The sequence below is a fragment of the Actinomycetospora termitidis genome, assembly GCF_030286555.1.
Lineage (GTDB): Bacteria > Actinomycetota > Actinomycetes > Mycobacteriales > Pseudonocardiaceae > Actinomycetospora > Actinomycetospora termitidis.
Genome location: NZ_JASVWF010000007.1, coordinates 336,542 through 352,699, shown reverse-complemented (window position 1 = coordinate 352,699; position 16,158 = coordinate 336,542). Strand labels below are relative to the sequence as shown.

At 74.6% G+C, this 16,158-nt stretch carries 21 protein-coding genes; 14 read left to right on the top strand and 7 right to left on the bottom strand.

The features are described from left to right. Positions 1 to 138: 138 nt before the first annotated feature. On the bottom strand, positions 139 to 972 hold the full coding sequence (locus QRT03_RS26850; RefSeq protein WP_286056210.1) for a helix-turn-helix transcriptional regulator: 834 nt from the start codon (positions 970 to 972) through the stop codon (positions 139 to 141). A 101-nt stretch (positions 973 to 1,073) separates the two neighbouring features. Between QRT03_RS26850 and QRT03_RS26845 the strand changes: the two genes are divergently transcribed. The 6 genes from QRT03_RS26845 to QRT03_RS26820 all read left to right on the top strand — a co-directional run bounded on the left by QRT03_RS26845 (position 1,074) and on the right by QRT03_RS26820 (position 4,861). Continuing rightward, positions 1,074 to 2,045, top strand: coding sequence for an aldo/keto reductase (locus QRT03_RS26845; RefSeq protein WP_286056209.1), 972 nt, complete (start codon positions 1,074 to 1,076; stop codon positions 2,043 to 2,045). Positions 2,046 to 2,067: 22 nt separating this feature from the next. After that, positions 2,068 to 2,925 carry an LLM class flavin-dependent oxidoreductase gene (locus tag QRT03_RS26840; RefSeq protein WP_286056208.1) on the top strand — a complete coding sequence of 286 codons (858 nt, stop codon included), beginning with the start codon at positions 2,068 to 2,070 and terminating at the stop codon, positions 2,923 to 2,925. A 33-nt stretch (positions 2,926 to 2,958) separates the two neighbouring features. Further along, on the top strand, positions 2,959 to 3,273 hold the full coding sequence (locus tag QRT03_RS26835; protein WP_286056207.1) for a hypothetical protein: 315 nt from the start codon (positions 2,959 to 2,961) through the stop codon (positions 3,271 to 3,273). 118 nt (positions 3,274 to 3,391) lie between these two features. Further along, the gene (locus QRT03_RS26830; RefSeq protein WP_286056206.1) at positions 3,392 to 3,562 is read left to right on the top strand and encodes a hypothetical protein; all 171 of its coding nucleotides are present in this window, start codon (positions 3,392 to 3,394) and stop codon (positions 3,560 to 3,562) included. Continuing rightward, the gene (locus tag QRT03_RS26825) at positions 3,559 to 4,257 is read left to right on the top strand and encodes a TetR/AcrR family transcriptional regulator (RefSeq protein WP_286056205.1); all 699 of its coding nucleotides are present in this window, start codon (positions 3,559 to 3,561) and stop codon (positions 4,255 to 4,257) included. Before QRT03_RS26830 ends, QRT03_RS26825 begins: the two co-directional genes overlap by 4 nt. Before the next feature lie 124 nt (positions 4,258 to 4,381). Further along, positions 4,382 to 4,861, top strand: a complete 480-nt coding sequence (locus QRT03_RS26820) for an Asp23/Gls24 family envelope stress response protein (RefSeq protein ID WP_286056204.1) — start codon at positions 4,382 to 4,384, stop codon at positions 4,859 to 4,861. Here QRT03_RS26820 and QRT03_RS26815 read toward each other — a convergent pair whose 3' ends face one another. After that, a complete protein-coding gene (locus QRT03_RS26815; protein WP_286056203.1) occupies positions 4,862 to 5,359 on the bottom strand; it encodes a hypothetical protein in 498 nt (165 codons plus the stop codon). 63 nt (positions 5,360 to 5,422) lie between these two features. Here QRT03_RS26815 and QRT03_RS26810 point away from each other — a divergent pair, with 63 nt between their 5' ends. Continuing rightward, complete coding sequence (locus tag QRT03_RS26810) at positions 5,423 to 5,644, top strand: hypothetical protein (RefSeq protein WP_286056202.1); 222 nt, start codon at positions 5,423 to 5,425, stop codon at positions 5,642 to 5,644. Between the two features lie 12 nt (positions 5,645 to 5,656). Here QRT03_RS26810 and QRT03_RS26805 read toward each other — a convergent pair whose 3' ends face one another. Beyond that, positions 5,657 to 7,156, bottom strand: coding sequence for a DICT sensory domain-containing protein (locus tag QRT03_RS26805; protein WP_286056201.1), 1,500 nt, complete (start codon positions 7,154 to 7,156; stop codon positions 5,657 to 5,659). A gap of 139 nt (positions 7,157 to 7,295) precedes the next feature. Further along, positions 7,296 to 8,177, bottom strand: coding sequence for an SDR family oxidoreductase (locus QRT03_RS26800; RefSeq protein WP_286056200.1), 882 nt, complete (start codon positions 8,175 to 8,177; stop codon positions 7,296 to 7,298). A gap of 124 nt (positions 8,178 to 8,301) precedes the next feature. Here QRT03_RS26800 and QRT03_RS26795 point away from each other — a divergent pair, with 124 nt between their 5' ends. Then, positions 8,302 to 8,880 carry a hypothetical protein gene (locus QRT03_RS26795; protein ID WP_286056199.1) on the top strand — a complete coding sequence of 193 codons (579 nt, stop codon included), beginning with the start codon at positions 8,302 to 8,304 and terminating at the stop codon, positions 8,878 to 8,880. 1 nt (position 8,881) lies between these two features. Here QRT03_RS26795 and QRT03_RS26790 read toward each other — a convergent pair whose 3' ends face one another. Together QRT03_RS26790 and QRT03_RS26785 are read right to left on the bottom strand one after the other, a co-directional pair. Further along, a complete protein-coding gene (locus QRT03_RS26790) occupies positions 8,882 to 9,472 on the bottom strand; it encodes a hypothetical protein (protein WP_286056198.1) in 591 nt (196 codons plus the stop codon). Continuing rightward, a complete protein-coding gene (locus QRT03_RS26785) occupies positions 9,469 to 9,621 on the bottom strand; it encodes a hypothetical protein (protein ID WP_286056197.1) in 153 nt (50 codons plus the stop codon). The genes QRT03_RS26790 and QRT03_RS26785 overlap by 4 nt, the downstream gene beginning before the upstream one ends. Before the next feature lie 249 nt (positions 9,622 to 9,870). On the opposite strand from QRT03_RS26785, the gene QRT03_RS26780 reads away from it, so the two are divergent. The 6 genes from QRT03_RS26780 to QRT03_RS26755 all read left to right on the top strand — a co-directional run bounded on the left by QRT03_RS26780 (position 9,871) and on the right by QRT03_RS26755 (position 15,541). Then, on the top strand, positions 9,871 to 10,458 hold the full coding sequence (locus tag QRT03_RS26780) for a MarR family transcriptional regulator (RefSeq protein WP_286056196.1): 588 nt from the start codon (positions 9,871 to 9,873) through the stop codon (positions 10,456 to 10,458). Between the two features lie 61 nt (positions 10,459 to 10,519). Continuing rightward, positions 10,520 to 11,011, top strand: a complete 492-nt coding sequence (locus tag QRT03_RS26775) for a thermonuclease family protein (protein WP_286056195.1) — start codon at positions 10,520 to 10,522, stop codon at positions 11,009 to 11,011. Positions 11,012 to 11,141: 130 nt separating this feature from the next. After that, complete coding sequence (locus QRT03_RS26770) at positions 11,142 to 11,837, top strand: DUF4190 domain-containing protein (RefSeq protein WP_286056194.1); 696 nt, start codon at positions 11,142 to 11,144, stop codon at positions 11,835 to 11,837. A gap of 109 nt (positions 11,838 to 11,946) precedes the next feature. Then, positions 11,947 to 12,462: a (2Fe-2S)-binding protein gene (locus tag QRT03_RS26765; RefSeq protein WP_286056193.1), complete on the top strand. Its 516-nt coding sequence runs from the start codon at positions 11,947 to 11,949 to the stop codon at positions 12,460 to 12,462. Next, complete coding sequence (locus tag QRT03_RS26760) at positions 12,459 to 13,463, top strand: FAD binding domain-containing protein (RefSeq protein ID WP_286056192.1); 1,005 nt, start codon at positions 12,459 to 12,461, stop codon at positions 13,461 to 13,463. The genes QRT03_RS26765 and QRT03_RS26760 overlap by 4 nt, the downstream gene beginning before the upstream one ends. After that, positions 13,460 to 15,541, top strand: coding sequence for a xanthine dehydrogenase family protein molybdopterin-binding subunit (locus QRT03_RS26755; protein WP_286056191.1), 2,082 nt, complete (start codon positions 13,460 to 13,462; stop codon positions 15,539 to 15,541). The genes QRT03_RS26760 and QRT03_RS26755 overlap by 4 nt, the downstream gene beginning before the upstream one ends. On the opposite strand, the gene QRT03_RS26750 is transcribed toward QRT03_RS26755, so the two are convergent. Further along, a complete protein-coding gene (locus tag QRT03_RS26750) occupies positions 15,538 to 16,125 on the bottom strand; it encodes an Rv1733c family protein (protein ID WP_286056190.1) in 588 nt (195 codons plus the stop codon). The genes QRT03_RS26755 and QRT03_RS26750 overlap by 4 nt on opposite strands. Positions 16,126 to 16,158: the final 33 nt, after the last annotated feature.

Genomic DNA, 16,158 nt, shown 5'->3' with positions numbered 1-16,158 from the left:
CAGCCAATCCCGAGGGGCTCACCCCCTCAAGATCTCACCTCCAGCCATGTCAAGCAACTAACGACGCTCGACACTAGGTCGGAGATCCGCGTGTGTGGTGCGCAGGTTTCCTGTGCACCACACACCCGGATCTCCGACTTAGCGCCGCGGGACCGGATCCAGGTCCTGGGTCCCGATGACCCGCAGGAGGTCGAGCTTCTCGCGGGCGTCCGTGCCCTCGGTCGGGAAGTAGACGAGCAGGGTGCGGTCCGCCTCGGGGGTCAGCAGGACCTCGCAGGTCAGGTGGACGAGGCCGACCTCCGGGTGCCGGAACCGTTTCCGGGCGATCCGGCGGACGCCGACCTCGTGGCGCTCCCACAGCTCCCGGAACTCCGCACTGACGGCGAGCAGGTCGTCGACCGTCGCGGCGACGTCCGCGTCCCCGGCCCGCCGCGCCGCCGTCGCGCGCAGGTCACGGACGTGCGCGGCGGACAGGGCGGCGCGGTCCTCCTCGGGCGCCAGGGCGCGCATCGCCGGGTCGGTGAACCACGCGCGGACGGGGTTCACGCGGCTCGTCCCGAACAGCGTGTCGGCGAGGGAGTTCTGGCAGAGGACGTCGTGCAGGTCGGTGTGCACGCGGGCGGGCACGTCGGTGAGGCGGTCGACGAGGCTCAGCAGACCCGGGGAGACGTGCGCACCCGCGCGGCGCGCCGGCGGGGTGAACCCGGCGAGGTGGAAGACGTGGTCGCGCTCGTCGAGGTCACACCGCAACGCCCGCGCGAGGCTCCCGACGACGGCCTCCGACGGGTGCGGCCCGCGCCCCTGCTCGAGCCGCGAGTAGTAGTCGACCGACAGGCCCGCGAGCTGCGCGACCTCCTCGCGGCGCAGGCCCGGCGTCCGGCGGCGGACCCCGGGCGCGAGCCCGACGTCGGCCGGGCGCAGCAGCTCTCGTCGGCGCCGGAGGTAGTCGGCGAGGCCCGCGCGGTCGATCACGTCCTCCAGGGTCCGCCGTCCTCGCGGGCTCAGCCAGGGTCCGCCGATCCCCGGGTGGGCCGGGCCTGCCGGTGGCCGTCGTCCCGGCGCAGTGTGGGGGCATGTCACAGCGCCAGCTCGGCCGCACCGGTCCCGTCGTCTCCTCCCCCGCCCTGGGCACCATGGGCCTCTCCGGCGTGTACGGCGCCGTCGAGGACGACGAGGGCGTGCGGGTGATCCACGCCTACCTCGACGCCGGCGGCACGCTGCTCGACACCGGCGACTTCTACGGCGCCGGCCACAACGAGTTGCTGATCCGCCGCGCGCTGGCCGACCGCTCGCGCGACGACGTCGTGCTGTCGGTCAAGTTCGGGGCGATGCGGGGTCCCGACGGCGGGTTGGCCGGCGTCGACGCCCGGCCCGCGGCCCTGCGGAACTTCCTCACGTACTCGCTGCAGCGCCTCGGCGTGGACCACGTCGACGTCTACCGCCCCGCCCGTCTCGACCCCGACGTGCCGATCGAGGACACCGTCGGCGCGATCGCCGAGCTGGTCGAGCAGGGGTACGTACGGCACGTCGGGCTCTCCGAGGTCGGTTCCGCGACCCTGCGGCGGGCGGCCGCGGTCGTGCCGATCGCCGACCTGCAGATCGAGTACTCGCTGCTCAGCCGCGAGATCGAGACGGACATTCTGCCGACCTGCCGCGAGCTCGGGGTCGGGGTCACCGCGTACGGCGTGCTCGGCCGCGGGCTGATCGGCGGCAGCGGCACCGTCACCGGGGGCCGGGCGATGACCCCGCGCTGGCAGGGCGAGCACCTCGAGCACAACCGGGCGTTGATCACGCAGCTGGAGGCGCTCGCCGTCGGGAAGGGGTGTTCGGTGGCGCAGCTGGCGATCGGGTGGGTGAGCGCGCAGGGCGAGGACCTCGTGCCGGTGGTCGGCTCGCGGCGGGTGGAGCAGGTGGCGCCGATGCTCGAGGAGGTCACGGTGACGTCCGACGAGCTCGCCGAGATCGACCGGCTCGTGCCCGCGGGCTCGGTCTCCGGCGACCGTTACCCCGCGGCGGCGATGGCGCAGCTGGACAGCGAGCGCTGATCGGGGCTGCCAGGATCGCCGCGTGCGATTCGGATGGCTGTCCCCCGTCATCGGCAACCGGTGGAGCGATCAGCTGCCGATCGCCGCGTACCAGGACACGGAGATCCTCCCGACGGCGCTGCCGCACTTCGACTCGCTGTGGATCGCGGACCACTTCTACGGGTTCGACCAGAGGACCGACCCGTTCCTCGAGGCGTGGACGACGCTGACGTGGCTGGCCGCGCGGCACTCCTCGGTGGAGCTGTGCCACCACGTGCTCGGCGTCGGCTACCGCCACCCGCCGCTGCTCGCGAAGATGGCGGCGACGCTGCAGTACCTCTCGGGCGGGCGCTTCGTGCTCGGGGTCGGCGCGGGCTGGCGGGAGCCGGAGTACGAGGCGTACGGGTACGAGTTCCCGAAGCCCTCGGTGCGGTTCGCCCAGCTCGAGGAGGCCGTCGAGATCTGCCGGCGGATGTGGACCGAGGAGTACCCGTCGTACTCCGGCCGGTTCACGACGATCACCGAGGCCTCCGCTCCCCCACTGACCGACCCGCCGCCGCGGGTGTGCATCGGGGCGGCGGGCGAGAAGGTCGGGCTGCCGCTGGTCGGGCGGCTCGCCGACATGTGGAACGGGCCGGCCGGGGACGGGTTCACCCGCCGTCGGGACATCGTGCGCGCGGCCGCGGAGCAGGCCGGGCGCGACCCGGGCGCGATCGAGGTGACGGTGACGCTCGAGCGGGCACTGCCCGAGTCCGACGACGACTCGGCGCGTCTGGTCGAGGAGCTCGCGGGGCACCGTGACCTCGGGGTGGACCACGTCGTCATGGACTTCGGCCATCCGCGGTCGACGGAGCCGGTGCTGCGCTTCGCCGAGCAGGTGATCGCGCCGCTGCGGGGGTGAGCAGTCGTCGAACTGGTGTGCGAACGTGGAGGGGTGGCACGCACCCCGAACCCCCGACTCCGCGCGGCCCTCGCGCGCCAGGCCGAACGCACCCGGCGGGCCGCCGAGGCGCTGCGGGAGGGCGACGAGCTGGACGCGGACGGGCGGCGGCGCATCATCGAGCTCCTCGCGGTGTGCGGCCGGCCGGAGATCTACGAGGCGCTGAACGTGCACGTGCAGGACCGGGTCGGGAGCCTCACCGACTCGGTCCTGCGTGCCCGGTCACCACTGGAGGACCACGTGCGGCGGTCGGCCGTCGAGCGGCGGACGACCGAGCGCAGCCCGCACGTCGGGCGCGACTCGCCGTGACGAGACCCCGAGACGTCCGGACCACTTGATCACGTATCGGTAACGCGACGGGCCTCCGCGTCGATACACCCCCGGACGTATCCGACGCCCGACGTCGACCACGACGGGAGGCCCCCACGTGAACGAGCCGACACCGACCACCCCTCCGGGCAGTCCGGAGGCCCTCCGGCAGGGCTGCGACTGTTCGGTCCTGCTCCAGCCGGACCAGCCCGGCGCCGATCCCGCGTTCGTCAACCCGCTCTGCCCGCTGCACGGCGGGCAGCCCGGCGACCGCGCCGATACCGCGTGACCCCGGCGACGACGCCGCGGCGTCCGACGAGCACCGGCCCGACCGGCACCGGCCCGACCAGCACCGGCCCGACCAGCACCGGCCCGACGGCCCGGACCCGACCCGTCCCGGTCGGTCTGCGGGCCCAGTTCCGCGAGACCCTGCGCGAGCGCGTGCTCGAGACCGCCTCGGCGGCGGCGACCGAACAGGGGTGGGGGCAGGTCCGGATGGCCGACCTCGCCCGGCGCGCGGGCGTGTCGCGCTCGGCGATCCACCGCGAGTTCGGCGACAAGGAGGCGGTTGCACACGCGCTGGTGGCGCACGAGTCGGACCGCGTGATCGCGGAGGTGGGGCAGGCCCTGATCGACGCCCCGGACTGGCGGGCCGGGATCGCCGCGGCTCTGCGCACGACGATGGCCGCCCGGGAGAACCACCCGCTGATCCACGCGGTGCTGACCGGCGAGCACGACGACGTCACCCTGCTCCCGCAGCTGACCACCGGCAGCACGGCGATCATCGCCCGGGCCCGCGTGATGCTCTCGACGTGGCTGCGCGGGCACCACCCTCGCCTGCCCCGGCCGATGCTCGACGACGCCGCGGACGTCCTCGTCCGCGCCGCGCTCAGCCACCTCACCGCTCCGGAGGCCGACCGCGAGCTCGCCGTCGCGCGGTTGCAGCGGCTGGCGGTGCGGCTGATGGTCGCGCAGCGGGTGTGACGGCGCGCACACTCCTCGCGGCGTGAGGATCCGCGATCGGATCGCGTCCCATCGGTGAGTTCGACGGACGACGCCGTCCACATCGGGGCGGCGTCCGGGACGCGTCGACGAAGGAGGAACTCCCGTGAGCACCCCGACCCCCGCGACCACGCCGAAGACGACGAGCCCGAGCCCGGCCACGAGCGGGTCGGCGCTGGAGAGCACCCAGGGCAAGACGACGATCGCCGACGGCGTCGTCGCGAAGATCGCCGGTCTCGCCGCCCGCGAGGTGCACGGCGTGTACGGCTTCGGCAGCGGGGCCGCCCGCGCGTTCGGTGCCCTCACCGAGCGCATCCCCGGCGGCCGCTCGTCCTCGACCCAGGGCGTCTCGGTCGAGGTCGGCGAGCGCCAGGCGGCGGTCGACCTGACGATCGTCGTCGAGTACGGCGTCGGGATCGCCGAGCTCGCCCGCGCCATCCGCCGCAACGTGATCGGCGCGGTGGAGCAGATGACCGGCCTCGATGTCGTGGAGGTCAACGTGAACGTCGTCGACCTGCACCTGCCGAGCGAGGACGACGGCGACGACGCCCCGGCGCCGGAGCCGACTCCGGCCCGCGTGCGGTGACTACCTGAGGATCTCCACCAGGAGCGCCCAGGCGTTCTCCAGCCCGCCGAGCAGCGCCAGGACCACGGCCACCGGCACCCAGTAGAGCCCGCCGGCGGTGTCCGTCAGCAGCCCGATGCCCGCGAGCACCGGGGCGACGAGCACCGCCAGCGCGGGCAGCCATCCCGTGATGATCCAGGCGGGGATCGGCTGCTCCGCGGCACGGCGCCCGGGGAGCACCCGCTGCACGAGCATCCCGCCGACGAGCAGCCCGATCAGCGCCAACTCGATCGCGAGGGCGACGTCGCCCTGCTGCGGGATCAGGACCACCAGCGCCAGGAACAGCGGCACGGCGAGCAGGGCCAGCGTCTGCGCGGCCCGTCCGGGCAGGTTCGCGTGCCCGAGGATGACCTGCAGGTTCAGCGACACCGCGACGAAGACCAGACCGGCCAGGGCCGCGGACGCACCCGCCGTCGCGACGGCGAAGTCGGTCCAGGACTCGGGGTCGTAGGCAGCCACGACGTGATTCTGCCCGGCGCGTCCAGGCCTTCCGTCAGACCGTTCGGTCGGTATTTTCTCCGGGTGCCCGGGTCGAGGAGGACCCGCCGTCCGCACGGCGGGACCACGCGCTTCGTCGTCGTCGTGGCCGACCCGGTGACCGACGAGGTGGACTCCCACGGCCCGTACTCCTACGAGGTCGCGCTGCGCGAGGCGGCGCGGCGGCGCGAGGAGTTCGACGCCGAGGAGCTCGAGGACGTCATCGTGTGTGTCGTCCCGCTGCACCCCGTCGACGACCCCGCCTGACGGGCGCGGCGCTCAGCCCCGGTAGCCCCGCAACCCGTCGAACGTCGGCGCGGACGACGAGGCGGACGGCCGTGGCGGGCGCGCGAGGGCGGAGCCGAGGGGGCTCGGACGGGGCACGCGGGCCTCGTCGTCGGGAACGAGCGGGTCGTCGACGAGGCGCACGTGCCGGCCGGCGAGGACCGGCTCCTCGACGGGCTTCGCGTCGGGCTCCCCGACCGGTTCTGCGCCGGGCTCCGCGGCCGGCACCGGCCCGCCGTTGACGGCGACCGTGATGTGCACGCCCGTGGGCGAGGGGCCGGCGTCGACCGGCTCGCCGCCGGGATCGGCGTGCTCGAGGGCGGCGCGCAGGTCGTCGATCGGCAGGGCCCGGCCGCGGGTGGTCGTGGTCGCGACGCGGGCGGTCAGCGGCGTCCCGGGGTGGCCCTCGGAGGCGAGCGCGAGGCCCTCGCCGATCCGGTCGGCGAGGTCGCCGAGGTGCACCGCGGAGGCGCCGGGGACGAGCACGACGAAGGTCCGCGCGTCCATTCGGACCGCGACGTCGACCGGCCCGAGGGGCTCGGTCAGCGCCGCCGCGACCCGGTGCCCGGCGTGGTACGCCGCACGCGGCGACGCGAGGGCCGGGTCGTCGAACGCGGCGATGTCGAACAGCGCGACGCCGACCTGCAGCGCCCCCGGACCGATGCGCGGCGACCACCGGTCGAGGAAGGTCGCGTCCGGCAGCCCGCTGTCCGTGTCGGTGCCCGAGGTGCTGCGCGCGCCGGTCGCGGCGTGCACGTCGACGAGCTGGTCGCGCAGCTCCCGGGTGCCCGCGTGGGCGTCCCGCATCCGGTCGATCATGTGGTAGAGCGAGGTCGTCGCCCACATCTCGCCCGGGCTCCCGGCCGACCCGGCCGCGTCGCCGCCGGACGGCATCGTCGCGGCGAGCAGGTCGTCGACGGTGCGCAGGACGGCGGGCGCGATGCGGTTGCCGAGCGCGAAGCGCAGGCGGGCGAGCTCGGTGGCGGCCTGGGCCCGCGAGAAGCCCCACCGGCCGTCGAAGATCCGGCCGGGCTCGACGGAGCGCTCGGCCGGGTCGTAGGTGTGCTGGTCGGTCGCGACGAGGAACGCCCCGGCCCGCGGCCCCAGCGCCACCACGGTCCACTCGTCGCCGAGCGGCTCGGTGGGGTCGAGCTCGACGACCTCGACCCCCGCCGGCGGCGCGTGCCCCTCCCCCGCGACGAAGCCGACGACCACCGTCACGCCGGCTTCGGCCATCCGCTCGTAGACGGCGCGCTCGCGATCGAAGTGGGCCAGGCGCTGGAAGAGCGACACGACGACGGTGGGCTCGTCGACGCTGCTCGACATCACCGCCTTCTCGACGGCGTGCGAGACGTCGACCAGCAGGCGCTTGGACAGCCGCTCGGGGCGCGAACCGCTCGCCCGGTCGCGGGCCACGCGCGCGTGGTCGCCGAGGTTGTCGATGAAGGCCCGCTCCACCCGGGTACGGGCGGCGTGGGCGAGCGGACCTTCCATGGGAACCCCCGGTCTTCGGAGTGCGGTGAGGGAGTGCCCTCCCCGCAGCCGTCCCCCGATCGGGGAACCGCGAGCCCTCGCCACGCCGACCGGGAGGCGAGCGGTCCCACTGCGTCGGCGGACGGCGCAGGGCGTTGCGCTAGATGCGTGCCGCGCGGACCGCGTCCTCCAGCGACGTCGGGGCGCGTCCGAGGAGGTTCTCCAGCGCCGGGCTGTCGGTCTCCAGCTCGCCGCGCGCGGTCGAGAGCTCCAGCGCCGTCACGAACTGCGCGGTGGCCTGGTCCGCGCCGGCGGCGACGAGAGCCTCGGTGAACTCGTCCGGGGCGAGGTCGCGGTAGACCACCTTCGTGCCGGTGACCTGCGTGATCGTCTCGGCGAGGTCGCTCATCGTGAACGCCGGGCCGCCGAGCTCCCAGTAGCCCTGCTGGTCGACGATGTCGCCGGTGAGCAGGCTGACGGCGGCCTCGGCGTAGTCCGCCCGGGTCGCGCCGGACACCCGGCCGTCGCCGGCCGCGCCGACGATCTCCCCGCGCTCGAGGTACTCGTCGAGCCGTCCGGTGTAGTTCTCGACGTACCAGCCGTTGCGGGCGACCGCGAAGGGCAGGCCGGACCCCTGCAGCACGTCCTCGGTCTCCGCGTGCTCCGGGGCGAGGACGAGCTCGGTCTCGTCGGCGTGGATCACGCTGGTGTACACGACGAGCCCGACGTCGGCCGCCTTCGCGGCGTCGATGACGGCGCCGTGCTGTCGCACGCGGTCGCCCGGGGTCGGGCTGGAGACCAGGAGCAGCCGCTCGACGCCCTCGAGCGCGGGCTCCAGCGTCTCGGGGCGGTCGTAGTCGGCGTGCCGGACGCCGACACCGAGGTCTGCGAGGTCGGAGGCCCGGTCGGGGTCGCGGACCAGCGCGAAGACGTTGCCGGCCGGGACGCCGCGGCGCAGCAGGGCGTCGATCGCGAGCCGGCCGAGGTGGCCGGTGGCGCCGGTGACGGCGAAGGACGGGGCGGGCGTGGCGGGCGTGCTCATGGGCGGTGGGGTGGCCCGTCGGCTCCGGGGTCACACCCGCCGCGCGGTGTGAAAGGGGCCGGAAAGGGCGTCCCGCTTCGCTCGGGGGCATCGCTGCGAGTTCGTGCGAGGTCGGGAGGACCCCATGGCGGTACGCACGCTCGGACGCCGCCGCCCGGCCCGGCGCCGGACGGTCTGCCCCGTCGGCATCTGCGCCGCGGGCGGCAGCACCCGCGCGGCCGCCATCAGCCTGGGCGCCCTGCAGGTGCTGCGGGCGACCGGCTGGATGGGTCCGGAGACCTACCTCTGCTACGTCGACGAGGGGGTCGGCGTCGCGGCCGCGCTGCAGCAGGAGTGCTCGACGGTTGTCGTCATCGATCCCGACGACGGCCCGCCGACGCTCCCCCGCGACGTCGAGCTCGACGACGTGTCCCACCTGCGGCCCGGCACCGACCCGGGCGGACCGTGCGATCGGCGCCTCGCGGCGGGCGCGGTGGTGACCGGCCGGGTCACCTACCCGTCCGGCCACCGCGGGCGCCTCGTGCTCGCAGTGCCGCGCCTGACCGCCGACGCCCCCGAGGTCGTGCTGGCCCACGCCGCCGCCCATCCCGCGTTCCCGCACGAGACGGTCCCGCTCGACGACGGGCACGTCGAGGTGTACCGCCAGCTCGGCCGGCACCTCGGCGCGCACGTCGTCGGGACGTTGTTGCGCCTCGCGGCGTGACCTAGCGGACCGCCAGCCAGGACCGCCAGCTGCGGCGCGGTCTCGGCACGGCGACGGGCTCCGCGTGCCGGCGGGCGACCTCGCGCAGGAGCGCGTCCGGGTCCGCGGCGCGGCGCAGGGCCTCCGACGTGGCCCGGTCCAGGTGCTTCGCGATCGTGCGCGGGGCGAGCTCGCTGCGGTGCACCGGCACCCCGTAGCGCCGCGAGATCACCGCGCGCTGCTCCTCGGAGACCCCGGGGCCGGTGACCAGGAACCGCGGGTAGGCGTGCGAGGCCCGCCAGCCGCGTTCACCCTCGACGACGTCGCCCCACAGCGCGACGACGCCCAGCACCTCGTGGTCGGACGGGCTCCACCCCAGCGTGGCGGTGTCGTCGACCGCGTACAGGCCGCACGGGCAGCTGTCGCCGGGCGGGGTGTGGCGCGGGCTCGCGCAGGTCGCGACCATCGGGCGCCCCGCCGGCCAGGGCGTCCCGGTGAGCGGGGAGAACAACGCGTGACGGTGCTGCGCCCGCCGGCCGACGCGCCAGGTGCGCCAGCCGAGGACGGCGGCCGGGACGTCCGGCACCGCCACCGTGCGGTGCGGCGCGGTCACGGGCGGGCGTCGGCCGTGACGGTCGCGGGGGCCTGCTCGGGTTGGACGAGCGTCTCGACGAGGGCCTCGACGGGCGCCTCGGGAGTGGCCGGAACGGGTGGGTCGACGGGCTCGGCGGTGAAGCGACGCTGGATGCGTCCGATGTCCATGGTCACCACGTTTCCATGTCGTGGAGCAGGGATCCAGCGTCGTTCGCGATCGGAGATTCAGCCGACGTGATGGCTCGTCGGGGCAACCTCGCCGGGGTCGATGCGTCGTCGTCGTGGACCGGCGGACCGGGAGTCGCGCACACCGGCCCGTCGACGCTGTTCGTCGTCGATCGTCCGCGTCGCGGCGACGCGGACTCGACTTCTCCGGAACCGCCCCCGCGGGCGTGCTGCCTGCCCGATCCTGCGGGGATGGACGAGGAGCGGGACGCCGCGGTGGACGAGTTCACCGACCTCGTGCTCGACCGGCTCCTCCCCGCGGTCCAGCGCTACCAGGGCGAGGTCGCCCGCGGGCTGGGTCTGGGCCTGCCGGAGTTCCAGTGCCTGGAGCTGCTGCGGGTGCGCGGACCGCTGGCGAGCGGGTTCATCGGATCCAGGACGGGCCTGTCGCGCAGCACCGTGTCGAAGATGCTCCGGCGGCTCGAGGACGCCGGTCACGTCCGCCGCACCGTCGGGGAGAACCATGCTCAGGGGGTCGAGGTCGAGCTGGTGCCGCACACGACGCGGGACATCCTCCTCGGGGTGTTCCACCGTCAGGTCCGCACGGCGGTCCGTAGCGCGGTGGCGACGCACGGCCTCCACCGTCCACTCCTGCGGGCGCGCGCCGCCGGCTTCCTGATCCAGGTCGTCGACTTCCTACAGGCGGCGGCCGCGGACGAGACCCTCGAACGGTGGCGGCACGAGCAGCCGGCCCGACGGCGGGAGGCCGAGCGGGTGCGGGAGCGCCGTCGCCGAGAAGGAACCGATCGCGCATCACACGATCGGAGCAAGGGGTGGTAACACCGGAGCAGTTCGTGCCGACATCCGCGACATCGGACGACGACGTCGGGGACGGAGCAGCGTGCGCACGGCAGAGAAGGTGTGGTCGGGGATCGGGGCGGCCGTGTTCGGCCTCGTCGGGATCACCGCGATGAGCCCGTCCACCGCCGCGAGCACCCCCCTCGCTCTCGACCGCCCGGCCGCCGAGGCCCCGGCGCGCAGCACCACCACGATCACGGGCGTCGTCGACGGCGACACGCTCCTCGCCGGGCAGCAGGTCATCCACGTGCTCGGGATCGACTCGTGCGACGCCTCCACGCCCGGCGGTGCCGAGGCCACCCGGATGGCGGAGGCGCTGCTCGACGGCCGCCAGGTGACCCTGCGCGCGGAGCCGGGCGTCGACCGGGACGCGTCCGGCCGCATGCTCCGCTACATCGACCTCGCCCAGGGCGGCGACTACGGCGACTTCATGGTCTCGTTCGCCCACACCCGCGCCGACGCCTCCAACGGCGCCGGCCGGCAGTACGTGTCGAGCCTGCGCGACGACGACTCCAACGGTCGCACCTGCGGCTGAGCGGGCCCGAAACCCGTCCGACTACTGATTTCGGGCGGGAGTACTACTGCATCAGGATGTGAAGTCTTCGCCGCTGATCACGGCCGCAGTAGCGTCGCGGCACCCCGATCACTCCCGGTGAGGACGCCCGATGAGCCAGCAGGTGCCGCCCTACCCGTACTCCCAGCAGCCCGGCGGGTACGGGCCCCCGACGGCGCCGCCCGGGCAGCCGCCGGTCGGGTACGGCTACGGGGCACCCGTGCCGCCGGGACCGCACGGGCAGCCGCCGGTCGTCCCGCCGCCGCAGCCGACCGGCACCAACGTCATGGCGATCCTCGCGATCGTGTTCGCGTTCCTGTTCTCGCCGCTCGGCATCGTCTTCGGGATCATCGGTCGCCGGCAGACGCGGCGGACGGGGCAGTCCGGGCGCGGGCTCGCGACGACGGGCCTGGTCCTGTCGATCGTCTTCCTCGTGTTCGGGATCGCGGCGGTCGTCTGGACGACGATCCTCGCGGCGCAGTTCGTGCGCGGCGTCGAGTCGATCCCGTCGACGTCGCCCGACGCCCCGGGGGTCTCCGCACCGGTCGTCAGCGGGCCCGCGGGTGCGGGGACCGTCACGATCGCGGACGGCGACTACGGCCCCGAGCTGCCGGCCGACGCGCTGGCGACGGAGGTCGGGAACCAGACCGGCGCCACCGACGTCATCTGTCCCGGCTACCTGCCCGCGCAGGTCGACGCCAGCTCCACCTGCGACGGGACCGTCGACGGGCAGAACGCCCGGCTCCGCGCGACCGTCACCGCCGTCGCCGGGTCCGAGGCCTCGATCCTGATCTCCCGGGAGAGCTGACGGGGCGTATTCCCGCCCAGCCTGGGACTCGTGCTGCCAGGTTGGAACGGCGAGGACGTGGAACTCTGCGGTCACGGACCTGATCGGTTCCGTGATCGAAGAGGCGGGCATGACCACCACCATCCCCTTGTCCATCACGGTCGACGGCGAGCAGCGTGACCTCGACGTCGACCCCCGTACGACCCTGTTGGACGCGCTGCGCGAGCGGCTCGCCGTCACGACCCCGAAGAAGGGCTGCGACCACGGCCAGTGCGGTGCGTGCACCGTTCTGGTCGACGGGCGACGGGTCCTGTCCTGCCTGACGCTGGCCGTCGCGAAGGACGGCGCGGACGTCGTCACCGCGAACGGGCTGGCTCCCGACGGCGGGTCGCACCCGGTGACCGAGGCCTTCCTCGCGAACGACGCCTTCCAGTGCGGCTACTGCACCCCGGGCCAGGTGTGCTCCGCGGTCGGGGCGATCGACGAGGCGCGGCGCGGGATGCCCAGCGCCGCGACCGCGGATCTCGCCGGCGACGACGTCGTCCTGGACCGCGCGGAGATCGCCGAGCGCATGAGCGGCAACCTCTGCCGCTGCGCGGCCTACGTCAACATCGTGACGGCGGTCGAGGAGGCGGCATCCCGATGAAACCGTTCACCTACGCCCGTCCCGACGAGGCCTCCGACGCGGTCGCGGCACTGGTCGCCGACCCGGACGCCCGGTTCCTGGCGGGCGGGACGAACCTGCTCGACCACCTCAAGCTCGGCGTCGTCGAGCCGTCGCAGCTGGTCGACGTCAACCGGGTCACCAGCACGGAGATCACCGAGCTCGACGACGGGACGCTGCGCATCGGCGCGGGCGTCGCGAACTCCGACCTCGCGGCCGACTCGCGCGTGCGTCGCCGGTACCCGGCAGTCGCGGCGGCGATCCTGGCCGGCGCATCGGGGCAGCTCCGCAACATGGCCTCCACCGGCGGGAACCTGCTTCAGCGCACGCGCTGCCCGTACTTCGCCGACGCCACGACGCCGTGTACCAAGCGCTCGCTCGACGAGGCCTGCTCGGCCCGCGAGGGCTGGGCGCGCTACCACGCGATCCTCGGGGCGTCGGAGTCCTGCATCGCCACGCACCCCTCGGACCTCGCGGTCGCCCTGGTGGCGGTCGACGCGCAGGTGCAGGTCCTGGGTCCCGACGGTGCCCGCACGATCCCGATCGGCGAGTTCCACCGACTCCCGGGTGACGACCCGACCCGCGACACCGTGCTCGAGCACGGCGACCTGGTCACCGCGGTCGACCTGCCGGCGCCCGCACCCGCCGTCACGAACTCGACGTACCGGAAGGTGCGGGACCGCGCGTCGTACGCGTTCGCCCTGGTCAGCGTGGCCGCGGGGCTGGAGGTCCGGGACGGCGTGGTGGCCGACGTGCGGATCGCGCTCGGCGGCGTCGCCCACAAGCCGTGGCGCGCGACGACGGCCGAGGCCGCGCTGCGCGGCCGGCCCGCGACCGACGAGGAGTTCCGCGCGGCGATCACCGCCGAGCTGGAGGCCGCGGAGCCGGTCGAGAGCCCGCTCGGCGGCAACGCCTACAAGATTCCGCTGGTGACCGGGACGGTCGTCAGCACGCTGCGAGGACTGGCAGGGGGCACGTCATGACGACGATGGACGCCCGGAGCATGGGCACGTCCGTCCGGCGGATCGAGGGGCCGGACAAGGTCACGGGCACCGCACCGTACGCGGGCGACACGGTGGCCGACGGCACGCTGGTGCTGTACCCGGTGCAGGCGACGGTCGCGCGCGGGGAGATCACGGCGATCGACACCTCGGCGGCGACCGCGCTGCCCGGGGTAGCCGCGGTCGTGACGCACCTCGACGCCCCGCGGCTCGCCGACGACGGCGACCCGGAGCACCGGGTGCTGCAGGGCACGACGGTCCACCACCGCGGCCAGTACGTCGCGGCGGTGCTCGCGGACCACGCGGAGGTCGCGGCGGAGGCGGCACGGCTCGTCGTCGTGAGCTACGACGAGGCCCCGTCGACGACCGGCTTCGATCCCGACGGCGGGTCCTACACCCCGTCGGCGTTGGGCAACGGTCAGGCCCCCGACTCCGTGGTGGGCGACCCGGACGCGGCCCTGGCCGCGGCACCCGTCGTCGTGAAGGCCTCGTACGCGACGCCGATGGAGCACCACAACCCGATGGAGCCGCACGCCACCACGGCGACGTGGGTCGACGGGCGCGCGATCGTGCACGAGGCGAGCCAGGGTGCGGACCTCGCACGGCAGACGCTGGCGACGTTGTTCGACGCGGAGGTCGAGGTCAGCTCCCCGCACGTCGGGGGCGGGTTCGGGACGAAGGGCTTCCTGCACGCCGGGACGGTGCTCGCCGTGCTCGCGGCGCGGACGGTGCCGGGGCGGCCGGTGCGCTTCGCGCTCGGGCGGCGGCAGATGTTCGAGACGGTCGGCTACCGGCCGGCGACGGTGCAGCACATGGCGCTGGGCGCCGAGGCGGACGGACGGCTGGACGCGCTCGTGCACGACGTCGTCGGCGCGACCGCGCGGTACAAGGAGTTCGTGGAGCCGGCCGGCGGCTCGAGCCGGTCGATGTACGCGGCCCCGCACCGCCGCACGTCTCACCGGGCAGTGCCGCTCGACCTCGACGCCCCCACCTACATGCGCGCCCCCGGTGAGGCCCCGGGCAGCTTCGGGCTGGAGTGCGCGATGGACGAGCTCGCGGTGGCGCTCGACATGGACCCGATCGAGCTGCGGGTGCGCAACGAGCCGTCCGTCCACCCGGAGAACGGGCTGCCGTTCTCCTCGCGCGGACTGGTGGAGTGCCTACGGACCGGGGCCGAGCGGTTCGGCTGGTCGACGTGGGACCGGGCGCCGCGCAGGCGGCTGGTCGACGGCTGGTGGCACGGGGTGGGCGTCGGCTGCGGCACCTTCCCGGCCTTCCGCATGCCGGGTTCGACGGCGGAGATCACCTTCACGGGCGGTCGGTACGTCGTCGCGATCGGGGCGGCCGACATCGGGCAGGGCGCCCGCACCGTGCTGACCCAGATCGCCGCGGACGCGCTGGGGGTCGACGTGGGCTCGATCGAGGTCGAGATCGGGTCGACGTCGCTGCCGGTCGGGTCGATCGCCGGTGGCTCGGCGGGGACGGCGTCGTGGGGCTCGACCGTCGTGGAGGCGGCCGACCGGTTCCGCGACAAGTACGGCGAGGACCCCGACGACGGCGACCACGCCGACGCCGCGACCCCGGACAACCCGTGGGCCGAGGAGTTCGCGATGGCCGCCTACGTCGCGCAGTTCGCCGAGGTCGCGGTGCACGCCGACACCGGCGAGATCCGCGTCCCGCGCCTGCTCGGGACGTTCGGGGTGGGGCGCATCCTCAACCCGACGCTCGGTCGGTCGCAGCTGCAGGGCGGCATGGTGTGGGGGCTGTCGATGGCCCTCCACGAGGAGAGCGTGGTCGACCCGCGGTTCGGCGAGGTGATCAACCACGACCTCGCCGGCTACCACATCGCGGCCAACGCCGACGTGCGCGAGATCGACGCGCAGTGGATCGACGAGGACGACGGCTACGTCAACCCGATGGGCGCGAAGGGCATCGGCGAGATCGGGATCGTCGGGGTGGCCGCGGCGATCGCGAACGCGACGTACCATGCGACGGGTGTCCGGGTGCGGTCGCTGCCGATCACCTGCGACGACCTCCTGACGGACCCGGCGTTCGGCTAACCCGTCGTCCCGCGGTCCCGACGGTGGACGAAGGTCCACCAGTCGGCGTCCCAGGCGCGCATCCGTGCGCGGTCCAGGACGAGCCGCAGCGTGATCAGCAGTCCCGCCAGCACGACGACCGCCGCGACCAGCGCACCGACCGCGTCGACGACCCCCTCGACGACCGCGTCGGTGTCGCTGGCCGGCGGGACCACGGGGCGGTCGCCGGCCGCGATCCACAGCTGCATGCGGTCGCCGGTGCGGACCGACGGGGCGGCGGTGATCTGCGTCGTGTGGCGGGTGAGGTCGGGCTCGACCCACGCGACGTCCACCGTGCTCAGGCCGCCGGTGTACCCCGCCGTCATGCCGGCCCCGGGTGGGGCCTCGAGGACGGTGGCGGTCACGGGATGAGCCTGGGCGCGCGTCGCGGCGGCGTCGGCCGCGGCGTCGTCGGCGCCGTGCCGGCCGAGGAGCACCAGAAAGGGCACCAGGAGCACGAGCAGGACGACGGCGCAGCGCAGCGCCGCGGTCTCGATGCCGTCGGACCGACGGCGGAGGACGCTGGGGCGCGGCAGGAGCGCCGCGCGCATCCGATCGAGTCGCACGATCCGATGATTCCCCGCCCCGGCACGCGGCAC

Excerpts from the sequence above, each read along its gene's own strand:
- QRT03_RS26770 (WP_286056194.1), top strand. The coding sequence starts at position 11,142 with ATGAGCCAGCAGGTGCCGCCCTACCCGTACTCCCAGCAGCCCGGCGGG.
- QRT03_RS26800 (WP_286056200.1), bottom strand. The coding sequence starts at position 8,177 with ATGAGCACGCCCGCCACGCCCGCCCCGTCCTTCGCCGTCACCGGCGCC.
- QRT03_RS26780 (WP_286056196.1), top strand. The coding sequence starts at position 9,871 with ATGGACGAGGAGCGGGACGCCGCGGTGGACGAGTTCACCGACCTCGTG.
- QRT03_RS26760 (WP_286056192.1), top strand. The coding sequence starts at position 12,459 with ATGAAACCGTTCACCTACGCCCGTCCCGACGAGGCCTCCGACGCGGTC.
- QRT03_RS26845 (WP_286056209.1), top strand. The coding sequence starts at position 1,074 with ATGTCACAGCGCCAGCTCGGCCGCACCGGTCCCGTCGTCTCCTCCCCC.
- QRT03_RS26755 (WP_286056191.1), top strand. The coding sequence starts at position 13,460 with ATGACGACGATGGACGCCCGGAGCATGGGCACGTCCGTCCGGCGGATC.
- QRT03_RS26795 (WP_286056199.1), top strand. The coding sequence starts at position 8,302 with ATGGCGGTACGCACGCTCGGACGCCGCCGCCCGGCCCGGCGCCGGACG.
- QRT03_RS26785 (WP_286056197.1), bottom strand. The coding sequence starts at position 9,621 with ATGGACATCGGACGCATCCAGCGTCGCTTCACCGCCGAGCCCGTCGAC.
- QRT03_RS26805 (WP_286056201.1), bottom strand. The coding sequence starts at position 7,156 with ATGGAAGGTCCGCTCGCCCACGCCGCCCGTACCCGGGTGGAGCGGGCC.
- QRT03_RS26765 (WP_286056193.1), top strand. The coding sequence starts at position 11,947 with ATGACCACCACCATCCCCTTGTCCATCACGGTCGACGGCGAGCAGCGT.